General features: G+C 53.1%; 9 protein-coding genes. 4 read left to right on the top strand and 5 right to left on the bottom strand.

What is annotated here, in order from left to right; all coding sequences use genetic code 11:
• Positions 1-10: 10 nt before the first annotated feature.
• Positions 11-391 (bottom strand): YchJ family protein, encoded by a 381-nt coding sequence (locus Q9292_RS11770; RefSeq protein ID WP_275355736.1) that lies wholly within the window; start codon positions 389-391, stop codon positions 11-13.
• A gap of 283 nt (positions 392-674) precedes the next feature.
• Between Q9292_RS11770 and Q9292_RS11765 the strand changes: the two genes are divergently transcribed.
• Genes Q9292_RS11765 through Q9292_RS11755 form a run of 3 tightly spaced genes read left to right on the top strand, consistent with a single transcriptional unit; the run spans position 675 to position 6,579 of the window.
• Positions 675-2,318 (top strand): TolC family protein, encoded by a 1,644-nt coding sequence (locus Q9292_RS11765; RefSeq protein ID WP_313988262.1) that lies wholly within the window; start codon positions 675-677, stop codon positions 2,316-2,318.
• Between the two features lie 7 nt (positions 2,319-2,325).
• The gene (locus Q9292_RS11760; RefSeq protein WP_313988260.1) at positions 2,326-3,528 is read left to right on the top strand and encodes an efflux RND transporter periplasmic adaptor subunit; all 1,203 of its coding nucleotides are present in this window, start codon (positions 2,326-2,328) and stop codon (positions 3,526-3,528) included.
• The gene (locus tag Q9292_RS11755; RefSeq protein WP_313988258.1) at positions 3,529-6,579 is read left to right on the top strand and encodes an efflux RND transporter permease subunit; all 3,051 of its coding nucleotides are present in this window, start codon (positions 3,529-3,531) and stop codon (positions 6,577-6,579) included.
• A gap of 67 nt (positions 6,580-6,646) precedes the next feature.
• On the opposite strand, the gene Q9292_RS11750 is transcribed toward Q9292_RS11755, so the two are convergent.
• Positions 6,647-8,221 carry a peptide chain release factor 3 gene (locus tag Q9292_RS11750; protein ID WP_313988256.1) on the bottom strand — a complete coding sequence of 525 codons (1,575 nt, stop codon included), beginning with the start codon at positions 8,219-8,221 and terminating at the stop codon, positions 6,647-6,649.
• A 134-nt stretch (positions 8,222-8,355) separates the two neighbouring features.
• Positions 8,356-10,332: an acetate--CoA ligase gene (gene acs / locus Q9292_RS11745; protein WP_313988254.1), complete on the bottom strand. Its 1,977-nt coding sequence runs from the start codon at positions 10,330-10,332 to the stop codon at positions 8,356-8,358.
• Between the two features lie 118 nt (positions 10,333-10,450).
• Between acs and glnE the strand changes: the two genes are divergently transcribed.
• Positions 10,451-13,168 (top strand): bifunctional [glutamate--ammonia ligase]-adenylyl-L-tyrosine phosphorylase/[glutamate--ammonia-ligase] adenylyltransferase, encoded by a 2,718-nt coding sequence (gene glnE / locus Q9292_RS11740; protein ID WP_313988252.1) that lies wholly within the window; start codon positions 10,451-10,453, stop codon positions 13,166-13,168.
• Between the two features lie 17 nt (positions 13,169-13,185).
• Here glnE and Q9292_RS11735 read toward each other — a convergent pair whose 3' ends face one another.
• Both Q9292_RS11735 and dhaK read right to left on the bottom strand, forming a co-directional pair.
• Positions 13,186-15,255 (bottom strand): diguanylate cyclase domain-containing protein, encoded by a 2,070-nt coding sequence (locus Q9292_RS11735; protein WP_313988248.1) that lies wholly within the window; start codon positions 15,253-15,255, stop codon positions 13,186-13,188.
• A 198-nt stretch (positions 15,256-15,453) separates the two neighbouring features.
• Entirely contained in the window at positions 15,454-16,452 is a 999-nt protein-coding gene (dhaK, locus tag Q9292_RS11730) for a dihydroxyacetone kinase subunit DhaK (protein ID WP_313988245.1), read from the bottom strand.
• Positions 16,453-16,486: the final 34 nt, after the last annotated feature.

Here is a 16,486-nt window from a genome sequence, read left to right as displayed (position 1 = left end):
GCAGCCGTTTTTAAGCCTCTACCTGGCCGCAATACAGCCAGCGCCCGTCTAGATATTCAAAACGGCTGTGTTCAGTCATGGTCGTCTTCTTTTGCTGACCACTTTGATAAGTCGCCACAAAAGTGACTTCAGCATGGGTGGCATCCTGTTGGTGATGTGCAAGCACCTCGAGTTTTAACCATTTAATTCCCTGCAAATCTGCTTGTGTCAGGCTATTCGGCCGTGTCTCAGTGTGCCAGGTTTGTAAAATATAGTCAGGCAATCTGAGGGCATAAGCGCTGTAGCGAGAGCGCATCAGGCGCTCGGCATCGGGGGCGGGTAAGCCTTGGTGTAAAGGCTGGCAGCAGGCTGCATAAGCATTTCCGCTGTAACAAGGGCAGGCATGTTTCAAATTTGGGTATCCTGGTAAGTAAAATACATTCAGCCGTGATCAGCACTGAATGCTGTTTTAAAATGTTTAAATCTGTTTACTCGTTTGAGAGAAGATTCTAAACTATCGCCCACTCAGGTGTCCTATGCATATTTTTAATTTTCTCCCCGCAAACCGCCGACCATGTTTATGTCGCTGCAATCCTCTACATGGACACGCTTTCAATCTATCCCCGCTGGTTGCCCCTGTTCTTCAGCATCCTTGAACATCCCTTTAGGTTATTTATGCACAAAAAACGGATTGATTGGATGAAGCACGTGAGGTATACGCGGCGTGGCTCTATCTGGTTATCCTTGAGGGTTGTTGTGTAATGGGGCTGGATGCGCTGATGCACGGCGTGCGTTTGATCCGTCAGTCAGATCGACTGGTGCGACTTCTGGCACGCTGGCAGATGGCCAGGGCGGCTAGAGTCGCAACGCTAGTCTCAGGCATGCGCACAACGACGGTGAGTGTGCTGGTGGCGGTCAGCTTGAGCGCGTGCCTTCATACCGAGATGCCTGCACTGGATACACCAGCACCGGCTCAGTGGCGTCAGGCGCGCACCACATCGGCCACGCAACTGTCAGCGGCCGAAACAGCGTGGTGGCTTGCATTCAAGGATCCGCTGCTAAACCAGCTCATGCAAACCGCCCTCAAGCAAAATCTTACGCTACAGCAAGCCAGTGAGCGGATCAGCTATGCCCGTTCTTTGCAGGCACATGAGCTGGCGACCGAAAAACCGCAGCTCAGTTTATATGCCGGTCCGAATAGCCTTTCGCGCATGCTTGCAGTGGGGAATAGCTCCTCCGGTCAATCGCGCCATGCCGCTTCCGGGGCATTTCTGGCTGGCTTTGACCTGATTTGGGAGCTGCCTATCTTTGGCCAGGGCGCCGGTCAGCGGCAAATTACGCAGGCTGATTTACAAATTGCAGAGGCAGACGTGTCCAGCAGGCAATTGTCATTAGCGGCTGAATTGGTCCGCGTTTACGCTGAGCTGGATGCAGCTGTCCAGCGTGAAAAGCAGTTGGCACTCGCCGAAGCGGGATATGCCAACTTGCGGACACTGTCGAATAAAGGCGTGAGCGGTGGGTTTACTTCTCCAGAAACTGCTGAGTCGTTTATGACGGAAGTTCAGGGTGCCCAGCGCATGCGCAGGCAAAACCGCCTTAACCAGGAAATGGCCTTGCAAAGACTGGCTGTGCTCTGTGGCCAGGCGGAACCAGCTGAGGCTTGGTTGACAGAATTACAGTCACGTCCAGCTGGCAAGCTTGCCGAGGATGTGCAATCCATCTCGTTACCAATGCGCGTCCCTGCAGAAATTATCCGCCAGCGTCCAGATATCAAGATGGCAGAGTCACAGGTGTTGAAAGCAACCGGGGCGTTGGGTATCGCCAAATCTGACCTGTATCCAAAATTATCTATTGAGGGCGCTCTGATGGTTGCCGGGCGGGTGACGGGTGAAAGCTTGAGGCACACTGGATCATTGACCTATATTGCCCCTTCTATCAATATCCCCCTGCTGGATTGGGGGTTAAGACGGGAAGTGGTAAATCAGCGTGAGTCGCAACTGCGGGAGGCATTGCTGGCTTACAAGGAGGCTGTATTACTGGCAATTGAAGAAACTGAAAATGCGCTGGTGAATTTTAATGAAAGCCGAGCACAGCTACTGGCGGAAGAGCAAGCTTTGAGCCGGTGGCAGGCACAGTCTGCCAAGTTACAACGTGCGGTGGATGTCGGCTATCTGAGCAAGATGGATGTATTCAAGCAGGATATGCGAAACCAGCAGACCTTATTACAATATATAGACGCCAAACAGGCCTGGATGAGGGGGTATGCTTTTGCAAATAAAGCGCTCTCCGGGACTGTCAGTCTGAATCCTGATCAACAGGCTACGGAAAATACACAATAAGGTACGAATGAACAATCGGCTCATCGATCAATTGCCCCTGTTTTTGCGCACACGTATGGCTTTAGCCATTGTGGTGCTGACCTCGATCTTGATGGTCTGGCACTTTAGCACGCACTCAGAATCTGCCAGACCCAGCAATGCAGGACTGACGGTGACAGCCATCACCGTGGAAAACAAACCGCTCAATTCGACATTGGAGTTGTTTGGTAAAGTGGTTGCGCAGGAGCAGGTGCCGGTGTACGCGGACATGATGCAAGGCCGGATTACCAAAGTGTTAGTTGACGAGGGCGATCACGTCAAGGCCGGTCAGCAACTGGCGGTGGTGGATACCCAATTGGCCAAAGTGCAACGGGTACAATCGCTTGCCAGCAAGCAGCGGGCGATTGTGGCGTTTAGTGAAGCGGAAGCGGCGCTCGATGATGCCAAGAAAACGCTTGACCAGGCGCGGACTGAACGCGTCCGCGGTGAAAAAGTCGCAGAGGATGGGCTGATTTCAAAAGAGTTACTGGAGCAACGTATCCAGACCGAACAGGCCGCAGAGAGCAAGCTTAACACGGCCCGCAACCGTTTAAGGATGGCCTTATCCGATCTGTTGTCAGCCAATGCGCAGGTGGATGAAGCGGATCTCAAAATCAAACAGGCAGAGTTGGTGGCCCCGGTGTCAGGGCTGGTGATTCAAAGAAATGCGGTCGTTGGCCAATTGCTCAGTCAAACCAATCAATCCCAGTTTTTACTGGCCAAAGATGGCACGCTCGAGGTCGACATCGAAACCAGCGTTGAGGTGGCTGCGTCCTTAACGCATGGCATGCCAGTGCAGGTGAAAATCAAGGATGCAGAACGAAGCTATGCTGGCCATATCCGTAAAAAAGGCATCATGGTGCACGATGAAAACCAGATGTTGCATCTCAAAGTTGCTTTTTCCAAAGCCCCGGCGCTGAGCCCAGGACAAGCCGCCACCGTGCTGGTCACCCTGCCGCAACGCAATGCCATCCGTGTGCCAGATAGCGCCATTGCCGTAGAAGGCGACCAGTATTATGTCTACAGCGTCGAGCAAGGACATGCCAAGCGCATTGCCGTTACTATCGGGCAGCGTTTGGATGGGGAAGTGGAGATACTGTCCGGGGTCAGCCCTGGCATGCGCCTCATTGATAAATTTGCCGGTTTTATCCGCGAAGGTGAACCAGTCAACGTCATTGCGGCAGTACACTAAGTGAAATTAAAGCTTTCTTCCTGGGCGATCGCCAACCCTTTGCTGATTGCCTTGGCGACCTTCATCCTGCTTGTTTGGGGCGCGGATTGTTTCCATCGTTTGCCGGTAAACGGCATGCCCACGGTCAGAATTCCAGTGGTCTCGGTATCGATTGCGTTGCCGGGCGCCTCCTCCTCAACCATTGAGCGGCAGGTGACCATCCCGGTAGAAAATGCCGTGGCCAATATCCCGAATATCAAGCATGTCACGTCCTATATCGAAAACGGCGTCTCGGTCACGCAGATTGAGTTTCGATATGGCACCAATATCCGTACTGTGTTGTCACTGGTGCGCGAGAAAGTTGCCAGCCTACGCCGTCAATGGTCCAGCGATGTTGGAGAACCCCTGATCCAGCAGTCCGAAGATGACAATACGCCATTAATGACCTATGCCTTTCAATCCGGCACGCTTTCACTGCCCTCGCTGACACAACAGGTAGACAAAGGCCTGGTCAGCGCTTTAATGGCGGTGGAGGGCGTGGAGAAAATTGAACGCCAGGGCGGCTATGACCGTGAAATTCACATTGAGCTGTTACCGGAGAAGCTATATGCACTGGGTGTCAGTGCCGCCACGGTGAATAAGCAAATACAGGCCTATATTGCGCAGGCTCCGGCTGGGCAGTTTAGCCTGGGCAGCAAACAGACATCGCTACGCGTGCAAGGGGATCCGCAATCTGTGGATGCCCTGGCGCATCTGGAAATTGCTGTGGGAGAGCATCGCTATGTCACCTTGTCCAGCCTCGGCAATCTGCTTGATACCTTCAAACCTGCCCAGCAATTAACGCGGCTTAATCGTCAGCCAGCCATTGGTATTGCGATTTATAGAACGGCGAAAGCAGATGAATTAAAAGTCGCAGAGGCGATTGAGCAGGCCATACAGCGCTGGCAAGAGACGCAGCCGCATATCCAGGCCGATCGGGTGCAGACGCAGATCGACTTTACCAAAAAAACGTATTTTTCTGCCATGATGTCCTTTTTGGAAGGCGTGTTGTTGGCAGGTTTGGTGGTGTACGCCTTTTTGCGCTCCACCCGTGCCACCCTGATTGCCGCCATTGCCATTCCCCTCTCTGTGATCCCGACGTTTATTGTCATGCACTGGCTGGGGTTTTCCTTGAACTTGGTCAGCATGCTCGCCCTGTCACTGGTGTCGGGGGTCTTGGTGGATGATGCGATTGTCGAGATTGAAAACATTATCCGCCATATGGAAACCGGCCAAGCGCCTTATCCAGCCGCCATGCGCGCGGCGGATGAAATTGGCCTGGCCGTGATTGCCACCAGCTTTGCCATTATTGCCGTCTTTGTCCCGGTCAGTTTTATGGGCGGGCTGGTAGGCCAGTATTTCATTCAATTTGGCATCACGGTCGCAACGGCGACTTTTTTCTCCTTATTGGTCGCACGTTTCATCACACCGGTGATGGCCGCCTACTTTCTAAAGTCGACTCCGCCAGTGGCACAGCAAGGCCGCTGGTATCACTTTTATCAAGGATGGTTGGAACAGTCGCTCAAGCATAGACGGATCAGCCTGTTGCTGGTGGGGCTGTTACTGCTGCTTTCGGCCAGTCTGTTATTGATCTTGCCAGCAGACTTTATGCCGCAAGAAGATAAAGCCTTTTTCATGTTGCAGGTGGAGCTGCCTGCGGAAGCACAGTTAAAACAAACCGATGCTGCGATTGAGCAGGTGACTGAAGCCTTGCTAAGCAAGCCTGAGGTTAGCAGCGTGTATTCCTGGATTGGTGGACGTGACGCCGAGACCATGGTTGCAGGACAAGTCAATCGCGCGACCATGATAGTCAAGCTGGTGGCGCGGTCACAGCGCAACATCGGTGTCGATCAGTTCAAGCTGCAAGCGTTATATGAGTTGCGCCGCGTACCCAATATGAGACTGAGTGCCTTAAATGAAAATGGCAGCAAGGCTTTTGGTCTGGTATTAACCGGGCATGACTCGCAACGTTTGTACCGCACTGCGTTGGCACTGGAACATGACATGCGCAAACTGCCGGCGTTTTCTAACGTGTTGTCCACGGTGCCGGCCATGAAAAGCAATCTGGTGGTGACGCCCAAGCCTCATGAAGCGGCGCGTCTGGGCGTCACCACCAGTGCGATTGCCGAGGAGCTGCAGATCGCCTTGAAAGGCGGCAGTGAAGAGCAACTGGCACATGTGTTGCTGGATAATCAGTCCGTCCCGGTCCGTTGTGCTGTCAGAGTTCCTGAACAGTCTGCGCTGACATTCTTGCGTCAGCTGCCGGTGACGACCAATACCCAGCAGATTGTCGCGCTGGATGCTGTGGCCAATTTGGCATTGATGCATGACTATGCCAGCATCACGCGCTATGACCGTATGCCGCAAATCGTCATTTCTGCCGACCTGAATGGCATTTCCTTGGGCGATGCGATGCAGACGGTGCGGCAATTGCCGACCCTGCAGCAGTTGCCTGCGGGCATCAGCCTCAGTGAAACTGGCGATTCCGAAATGCTGAGTGAAATGTTCAGTACCTTTAGCATGGCCATGCTGAGCGGCTTGTTCCTGGTATGGATGGTGTTGGTACTGCTGTTCAGAAAGCTCTTGCAGCCCTTCACCATCATGATGGCCTTGCCCTTATCCATCTGTGGCGCGCTATTGGCGCTGGCGCTCACCCATCAGGCGCTTTCTCTGCCTGCAGTGATCGGCATTCTCATGTTGATGGGCATCGTCGGCAAAAATGGCATCCTCATTGTCGATGCCATCATTGAATGTCGCTCCGCAGGCTTGTCCAGAGTTGAGGCGATCATTGCCGCCTGCCAGCAGCGTAGCCGACCGATTATCATGACCACGATTGCCATGATTGCGGGCATGCTGCCAGTGATCATCGGCGCCGGGGCGGGGACTGGATTCCGTACGCCGATGGCTTATGCGCTGATAGGGGGGCTGGTGACCTCCACCTTGTTAAGCCTGATTGTCGTACCGCTGATTTATACGCTGATGGATGATCTTGAGCAACGGGTCAAAAGTCGTCTAAACACTGCGCACGAGTAAAAGAAACGCCCCGCAAGCGGTGCTTAACGGGGCGATGACGAGGCTAAACGAATAATAAAGCGATTCGCTAGGCGATTTCGCGCGTTTCCATAAACTGGATATCCGGGTAACGTTCCTGCGCCATTTGCAGGTTGACGCGGTTGGGTGCCAGGTAGACATAATCATCCGCGCTATCCAGGCCAACGTTAAAGCCATATTTATCTGCAATGGCTTTCAAATCCGCATCCGAGCCTTTGAGCCAGCGCGCGGTATAGCAGTCATAGGGCTCAAACACCATATCGACGCCATATTCATGCTCAAGACGGTGCGCCACTACGTCAAACTGCAGCATCCCCACTGCGCCCAAAATCAGGTCATTCGACAGCAGCGGACGGAATAATTGCGCCGCGCCTTCTTCGGATAACTGCTTGAGGCCGATTTGTAGCTGTTTCATTTTCATCGGATTTTTAATCCGTGCCCGCCGGAAAAATTCAGGCGCAAATGACGGAATGCCAATGAACTTGAGAGCCTCATTTTCGGTAAAGGTATCGCCCAGTTTGATGGTGCCGTGGTTGGGAATACCAATAATGTCACCAGAATAGGCTTCATCCATGATGGTGCGGTCTTGCGCCATAAAGGTGATGGCGTTGTTAACGTTGAGCATCTTGCCGGTGGCGACTTGCTTGATTTTCATGCCACGTTCAAAGCGGCCAGAGCACACGCGCAAGAAGGCAATGCGGTCCCGGTGTTTGGGATCCATATTGGCCTGAATTTTGAAGACAAAGCCGGCAAACTTGTCTTCATTGGCGGCGACTACGCGTGTCGCCGTGTTGCGTGCCTGGGGCGGTGGCGATAAATCTACCACTGCATCCAGCAAGGATTGCACGCCAAAGTTGTTCACCGCGGAGCCAAAAAACACTGGCGTTTGCTTGCCGCTCAAATAGCGCTCTTTGTTGAATTCGTTGGAAGCACCGCGGACCAGCTCAATATCAACGCGCAATTCTTGCGCCTGGTAGCCAATCAGCTCGTCCAGACGTGGATTATCCAGGCCTTGAATTGTTTCCGACGTGCCTTTTTCAGCACGGGGATCAAAGAACAGGATGCTGTCATTCACCAGGCTGTAGACGCCGCGGAAGGTCTTGCCCATGCCAATCGGCCAGGTCATGGGCGCGCATTCCATCCCCAAGGTGGTCTCGATTTCATCAAGTAACTCTATCGGTGCGCGGCTTTCACGGTCCAGCTTGTTGATAAAGGTAATGATGGGCGTGTCGCGCATGCGGCAGACATTGAGCAGCTTGATGGTTTGCGCTTCGACGCCGTTGACCGAGTCAATGACCATGACGGCCGAGTCCACGGCGGTCAGGGTGCGGTAAGTATCTTCGGAGAAGTCATCGTGGCCGGGGGTATCCAGCAAATTCACCATATGTTCACGATAGGGAAACTGCATCACAGATGAGGTAACGGAAATGCCGCGTTGTTTTTCCAGTTCCATCCAGTCCGAGGTGGCATGGCGGGCGGCTTTACGACCACGCACTTCACCCGCGACCTGAATCGCGCCACCAAACCACAGCAGTTTTTCGGTGAGGGTGGTTTTACCCGCATCCGGGTGCGAAATAATGGCAAAGGTACGGCGGCGTTCAACTTCTTGCTGCAGACTGGACATGAAAAAATAGCGCTTTGGAAAAAAGCGCTATTTTAACCTAATCAAAGACTTGGCCGGATTATTTTCGCATCAGGAAAATAGCGACCGCTGCGAAAATAATCAGAATAATTAACCCTTCCATCGTCAGTAGACGGTTAATTCACGGCCTGTTTCAACTGTTCTAGGATGGCCGGGTTATCCAGGGTGGAAATGTCAGAGGTAATCTCTTCCCCTTTGGCCAGGCTACGCAACAAACGGCGCATGATTTTGCCCGAACGCGTCTTGGGCAGGTTGTCGCCAAAGCGGATTTCATCCGGCTTGGCAATCGGGCCAATTTCTTTACCGACCCAGTCACGCAATTCGGCCACGATCTTCTTGGCTTCTTCGCCTTCTGGGCGCTTGCCTTTCAGTACGACGTAAGCCACCACAGACTCACCTTTGATCGGATGTGGTTTGCCGACCACGGCAGACTCGGCGACCAAATGGTTGGCGACCAGTGCAGACTCGATTTCCATGGTACCCAGGCGGTGGCCGGACACATTCAATACGTCATCAATGCGGCCCATGATGGTGAAATTACCGGTGTCGGCGTCACGCACGGCGCCATCCCCCGCCAGGTACAGGTTGCCACCCAGTTCAGCCGGGAAGTAGCTGGCTTTGTAACGCTCGGGATCGTTGTAAATGGTGCGGATCATGGAGGGCCACGGCTTTTTGATCACCAGTAGACCGCCATTGCCCCAGGCAATGGCTTTGCCGGTTTCATCTACGACGTCGATATCAATGCCAGGGAAGGGCAGGGTGCAGGAGCCTGGTACTAGTGGGGTCGCGCCTGGTAGCGGGGTTATCACATGGCCGCCGGTTTCGGTTTGCCAGAAGGTATCTACAATCGGGCAGCGATTGCCGCCCACTTGTTCATAGTACCACATCCAGGCTTCGGGGTTGATGGGCTCGCCGACGGTGCCCAGCAAACGCAGGCTGGCTAAATCGAAGTGGTTGGGGTGCGTGGTAAAGTCGGTTTCACCGGCTTTGATCAGGGAGCGGATCGCGGTGGGCGCGGTGTAGAACACGCTGACTTTGTGGCGCTGAATCATTTCCCAGAAACGCCCTGCATTCGGATAGGTCGGAATACCTTCAAACACAATCTGGGTCGCCCCCATGGCAAGCGGGCCGTAAGCGACATAGCTGTGACCGGTGATCCAGCCCACATCGGCCGTACACCAGTAAATATCGTTGGGCTTAATATCAAAGGTCCAGCGCATGGTGTTCATGGCGTGCAGCAGATAGCCCGCCGAGCTATGTTGTACGCCTTTGGGTTTACCGGTCGAACCTGAGGTGTAGAGCAGGAACAACGGATGTTCTGCGTCTACCATCACCGGCTCACAGGTGTCGGCTTGGCCTGCAATCAGGTCATGCCACCAGACACAGGTACTATCCCAGGCGACGTCCATGCCGGTTTTCTTGAACACCACCATATGGCGGATGCTGTCACAGCCGCCCATGGCAATGCCTTCGTCGACTGCTTGTTTGAGCGGCAGCGTTTTACCGCCACGGTATTGGCCGTCTGAGGTAATCACCGCCACCGCGCCAGCATCGATAATCCGCTCATTCAGGCTTTTGGCAGAAAAGCCGCCAAACACCACCGAGTGAATAATGCCCAGACGGGCACAGGCCTGCATGGCGACCACGGCTTCAATGCCCATGGGCAGATAGATAATGACGCGGTCACCCTTGACCAGCTTGAGTGACTTGAGGCCATTCGCAAACTGGCAGACCTGGTGGTAGAGTTCTTTGTAGCTCACACTGCGCACATCGCCGTTATCCGCCTCAAAAATAATGGCGGTTTTGTTGGGGATGGTTTGCAGGTGCTTGTCCAGGCAGTTGGCGGACACATTTAACTCGCCATCTTCAAACCATTTGTAGAAGGGGGCATGGTCCTGATTAAGTGTCTTGGTAAACGGTTTGTGCCAGATTAATAGCTCGCGAGCCAGTTTGGCCCAGAATCCTTCGTAATCCTGTGCCGCTTCCTGGCACAGGCGTTGGTATTCCTCCATGCTGCCGATCGCGGCCTGGCTTGAAAACTCTTTGCCCGGCGCGAATACGCGGTGTTCATGAAGTACAGATTCGATAGACATAGCGTCCCCCAAAAATCAATGTCAAAAAATGAAAGTGTGAGCGAACCTCAGGTGTTATTATTTTGGTTCTGATTGACAAACTCTCCGAGCACACATCCCGTTACTAGAGCCACAGCCCATGCAACAGCTTGCCCAAATTCTAACAGAAAAGCAGGTCGCGTCTACAGAGGCCGCCTATTTGCTGCATGCGGCTGCTTGTAGCCCCTTTTTTGCCAGATTCGTTACAAAACATCCAGATTTTGTAACTGATCTGTTAGATAACTTATATAAGACATATAAGACTCAAGATGTCAAAGATCTGTTTTTAATTGAAAAAAATAGTGAAGAATCTGTTTTTCTGCAACAAATCCGCTTGATCAGGCAGCGCTTGATGGCACATTTGATCGTGCGTGACCTGAATGGTCTGGCGGATTTTGCCGAGGTGGTGGAAATCACAAGCGCGCTGGCCGAGTCGGCAATTGCTGCGGCTATCACCTTCTACCACGCCCGCCTGGCTGATATCTATGGTCAGCCTTGCTCAGCCAAGGGCGCGCCGCAGCAACTGATCGTGGTCGGCATGGGCAAACTGGGCGGGCGTGAATTGAATGTCTCCTCTGATATAGACCTGATTTTTGCCTATGAAGAAGAGGGTAACACCAACGGAGAAAAGTCCATCAGTAACCAGGACTTTTTTACGCGGCTGGGTAAAAAGGTCATTGTGGCGCTGGATGAAGTCAGGGCGGAAGGCTTTGTCTTTCGCGTGGATATGCGCTTGCGCCCGTTTGGCTCGGAAGGCGCGCTGGTTTGCAACCTCGATGCGCTGGAGGATTACTACCAGAATTATGGGCGGGAGTGGGAGCGTTACGCCTGGATTAAAGGCCGGGTCATCCATGGGCCAGAAGCTGCGCTGACCAAGCTGATCAAGCCGTTTGTGTTCCGCAAGTATCTGGATTTTAACGCTTATGCCTCCATGCGCGACCTCAAGCTTCAAATTCAGCGTGATGTGCTGCAGCGCAAGCTCTCGGACAATATCAAGCTGGGGCGGGGCGGCATCCGCGAGGTCGAGTTTATCGCGCAGTTGTTCCAGCTGATCCGTGGTGGTCAAGTGCCGGATTTGCAAATCAAGCCGACGCTGGCGGTGCTCGACTGCTTGGCGATGCGCGGCATGTTGCCCGCAGACGAAGTCTCTGCCCTCAAGCAAAGTTATGTCTATCTGCGCAACCTAGAGCATAGACTCATGTACATCGACGATCAGCAAACCCAGGATTTGCCTGAGTCTGAGACCTACCGTGGTTACTTGCTGCAGATGCTCAAGCAGCCGGACTGGTCCAGTTTTATAGTCGAACTCAATCTGCATAGAGACCGCATACAACGTTTTTTTGATGAAACCTTTAAGGACGAACAGCAACAGGATTTACAACAGGAAACGGCTGTTTGGCAAGGGACGCTGAGTGCCGCTGACAGTGAGCAATGGCTTGCTGCGCAAGGCTATACGCGTGGCAGCGATATCGTGCATTTGTTGCAGCAGACGCGGGCGAGCCAACGCATCCAGCAATTGCCCGAGCAAAGCCGTCGCCGGCTGGATCAACTGATGCCATTACTGTTGCGGGAAGCTGCACAGCAACAGAGCACCACGCCGGATACCGCGCTGATTCGCACGCTGGACTTGCTGGAAAGTATTTGCCGCCGCGCCAGCTATCTGGCTTTGTTGGCAGAGTTTCCTGATGCACTGTCGCTGATCGTCAAACTGTGTGCCGCCAGCCCGTGGATTGCACAGTATGTCTCTGCCCACCCCATTTTGCTGGATGAGTTGCTCAATAAGCAGACCTTGTTCAAGCGACTGGATGCAGCCCAATTGAAAACCGAGCTGCTAAGCCAGATGCAAGCCTTGCATGGCGATGTGGAAGCGCAAATGGATGCCATGCGACATTTCAAGCATGCCAGCGTGCTTAAAATTGCGGCACAGGATGTGATGACGGCGTTGTCACTGGAGGCGATTTCGGACGACTTGAGCGCACTGGCCGACGTGATCTTGCAGGTCAGTGTACAGACAGTGTGGCAAAACCTGGCGATCAAACACCGCGATACGCCCCAGTTCGCCGTGATCGGCTACGGCAAGCTGGGCGGCAAAGAATTAGGCTATCTCTCGGATCTGGATATTATTTTTCTATATGAAGATGACGCGGAGCAGGCCCCTGAGGTCTATGCGCGCTTTGCTCAGCGCCTGAATACCTGGTTTAACACGCTGACCAATGCCGGCTTGCTGTATGAGACCGACTTGCAGTTACGCCCAGATGGCAATAGTGGTTTGCTGGTCAGTACGGTGGCCGCGTTCAGGGAGTATCAGCATCATAAAGCCTGGGTATGGGAGCATCAGGCACTGACGCGTGCACGTTTTGTGGCGGGCTTGGAACACATCGGCGCGGCCTTTGAACAGATCCGCCGTGAGATCATCGTGCAGCCACGAGACGCAACTGCGCTCAAGCAAGATATTGTGCACATGCGCGAGAAAATGCGCGAAGCCCACAAGTCCAAGCTTGGCCGCTTTGATCTCAAGCAAGGGCCAGGCGGCATTATTGATGTCGAGTTTATGGTGCAATATCTGGTGTTATTGCACGGGGCTAAGCATCCCGGCCTGGCCGAAAATATTGGCAATATCGGCTTGCTGGAGCGCTGTGCCGAATTGGGGCTGATTGACTCTGCAACCATGGCAGAAGCGGTTGCGGCAGCCTACCGTGAATACCGGAGACTGATCCATCACACCAAGTTGCAAGGGCAAGATGCCATTGTTGAAGATGCGGAATTACTGCCGCAGAGAACCGTGGTCAAGGCACTTTGGCAGCAGTTACTGGGTTAGTCTGACTGAGAAACGCGTTATTCGCCTGCATTCCAGGCTTGCGCATCTGTGACGGGTGGTTGCCATTGGCTGTTGTAGCAAATTACCCGGTTACGTCCGGTTTGCTTGGCCTGATAAAGGGCCAGGTCGGCATGCTTATAAAGCAATTCATAGGCATAAATCGTTTCATTCGCGCACGAAATGCCTATGCTGATCGTCGTGCTGAATTCATGGCCGCCCTGTGGGGTAAAAAAGCGTAACTCTGCGATCGAGGTACGGATGCGTTCAGCAATCACGCGCGCTTCTTCGGCTGTTGTGGCGGGTAAGACCACGGCAAACTCCTCACCGCCCAGTCTACCCAGCAAGTCCTTGTCGCGGATGGCATTTTCAATCGTCCGTGAACAGGCAATCAGCACCTGGTCGCCTTGCGGATGGCCGTAAGAGTCATTGATCACTTTGAAGAAATCAATATCCAGCATCAGGAAGCAAAGTGGTGCACCGGTATGGTCTGCTTGTTGCAGTATGGCTTTGGCGCGGTTATAAAAAGAGTGGCGGTTGGGGATTTGCGTCAGGCTGTCTATGGTAGCCTCTTTTTCCGCTTTGTCTTTTGCCTGCTGCAACGCCCGGGTTCTGATTTTTACTTGATCTTCCAGCGAATGGTTCAGGCGTTGCATCTCATTGCGGTATTGTTGCAAGCTGCCAGACATGCTTTTGAACATCCTCGCCAGCTTGCCAATCTCGTTTTGCAACTTAAAGGGCAAGGGTAGGGTGTGGTTGGTGATTTTTTCATACTGCTGAGCTTCAATGGCGCTGGAAGCTGCCATAAACGTCTCCAGCGGTTGAATGACTTTTTTCCTCATCACCAGATACAGCATGATCAGCTCTATCACCAATGCCAGTACACTGACAATCAGGATAAACCTGGCGGCACTCATGGACGGTGCAGACAATAAAGATTTTGGGTAGACCGTGACAAACCACCAGCCAGGGCCTTCTATTTGTGTGGCTGCCAGAAATGCGTCATCATCCTCAACAATAAAATAAGCCTGTTGCCTGTTTTTGATGGATTGAGTCAGGACCTGAAACTGCTGGCTCAAGTGCGCGTCTTTGAGGTCAGGGATCATCAGCATGCCCCGTGTACGGTTCATTTCTGTCTCTTTGGCCGGGTGGGCAATCAAGCGCCCATCTTCGCGGAAGATAAAATTGTAGGTCCCTGACAGATGGTCATTAAACACGCGGTCAAACAGGGCATTGAGCAAAATGTCATGTCCCACATTCAGCGTGTTTGTCTCAGTGATATCAATAGGGGTCTCCAGTGACACCATCCATTCATTGGCGGTCGGGTCAAAGTAGAGGCCAGTCCAGACACTCTTGCGCTCAGGATTGCTCTGCCGGGTGGTGATGTAAACCCACTCTTCAGTGAGAACATCCAGTTTGCTACTGGCGTTGTCAGCCCAACGCATGCCTGGCCAGTACACAATATTGACATTTTCTGGCATGGAGACATACAGGTTGGCAAACTGCTTGGTCCACGACGTGCCAAAGTGATCGACCATGACATACGACAACAGTAATTTCTTCCTGAAATCCTCATTGGCAATCGGGGCCTTGGCGCCGATATATGCGGTGACGTCTTTGCTGATCAGGCCGGATTGGTTATAAAAGCCATCGTAGGCTTTTTTTTGCAGGTGTATGGTGTGGTCTGGCATGCGCTGGAAGACTTGCCAGAAGAAGCGGTCATTGTAGAAAAAATCTTGTTGCCAGTGCGCGAGAAACGTAGCCCTGAAAATCTGGTGATTGGACTCGGCCAACTTGAAAATGGCACTTTCACGCTGGCCGCGTTCCTGAATGTAATGTTCTAGGCCATCAATGGTGGAGGCCACCAGCGTTTTGTAGATGTGCCAGTAAGTGAGCGCACTGACCGCGACGATGACGATGCTGACCCTGATCGCCATTTGCAACATGACATCCAGCGTCAGCGATTGTTTGTGGTTGAGCAGGCGCTTCATCAGGCGGTCCAGTCTGATTTGCAGAAAAATGAAGCCGAGACTGAATCTGAATTCAGGAAGTCTGCCACAGGTTTGTTGCTGCCATGCATCATCACTCAAATATACTGCTTTTGTTTATTGTTATGTCCACACTGATATGAACAGTGGATTTGCATCCCTTGGATTAACATACACCTGCCGCAAGCAGGAAGCAATCATAATGTGAGAGAAAGTGGCGATTTAAAATAAATTAATGCAGGTGCCTTTGCTGCCTGTGAGCGGACTGACTATGGTCAGCGTTTAAGGTAGCTAATCGTGTTAGCAGCCCCAGCGCAAGCCAGCGGTATGCACTGGGCTGTCCCAGTGCTTTAGGATTTCCTGATCCAGCAGGCAAACCGTGATTGAGGCGCCTGCCATGTCAATGGCGGTGGTGTAGTTGCCAACCAGACTGCGGGTGACTTGATAACCTTTGGCGGTCAGCTGTTCTGCGGCTGCGTGATAAATCAGGTATAACTCCATTAGCGGTGTCGCGCCCAGGCCATTCACCAAAAGCAGGATATCGCCCGCACCAGGCAGTTGCTTGGCTTCAATATCATGCACAATCGCGGCGACCATGTCCGTGACGATGGCGTCTGCTGCATGCATGGCTTCACGGCGACGACCTGGTTCACCATGGATGCCTACCCCCATTTCAATTTCAGCTTCAGTGATATCGAAGGTGGGTCTCCCTGCCGCAGGAACAGTGCAGCTGGTCAGGGCGACGCCTATGCTGGAAGTGCGTAGATTGATTTTATCGCCAAGCGCCTTGCAGGCAGCGAGGTCAGCGCCGCTTTCCGCCAGGCTACCGACGCATTTTTCGACAATGACGGTGCCTGCCACGCCGCGGCGACCTGAGGTATAGGTGCTATTGACGACGGCACAGTCATCCGAGGTCAGCACCGTGGCATGCTCAAACGGCAGCATTTCAGCCGCCATTTCAAAATTCATGACATCCCCGGCGTAGTTTTTCACGATAAACAGGACGCCTTTATCCGCATGCACCGCTTCGGCTGCCGCCAGCATCTGATCTGGGGTAGGTGAGGTGAATACCTGGCCTGGACAGGCGGCATCCAGCATGCCTTTGCCCACATAGCCCGCGTGCAAAGGTTCATGGCCTGAACCGCCACCGGAAATCAGCACGACCTTGTTTTGTGCTTTTTGTTTGCGGCTGACAAAGGTCGGCTCAAATTGCACTTGCACCAGCTCGCGATGTGCAGTGGCAAAGCCAGCCAGACTTTCAGTCAGCATCTGGTCAACCTGATTTAAAAATTTTTTCATTTTTCGCTCCGTGATTAAAACCGTGCACAGCTGG

Origin of the sequence: Methylophilus sp. VKM B-3414 (assembly GCF_032248435.1) — a bacterium.
Classification (GTDB): domain Bacteria; phylum Pseudomonadota; class Gammaproteobacteria; order Burkholderiales; family Methylophilaceae; genus Methylophilus; species Methylophilus glucosoxydans.
Note: the sequence above shows the minus strand (reverse complement) of the source record. Positions and strands in the feature narration are given on the sequence as shown.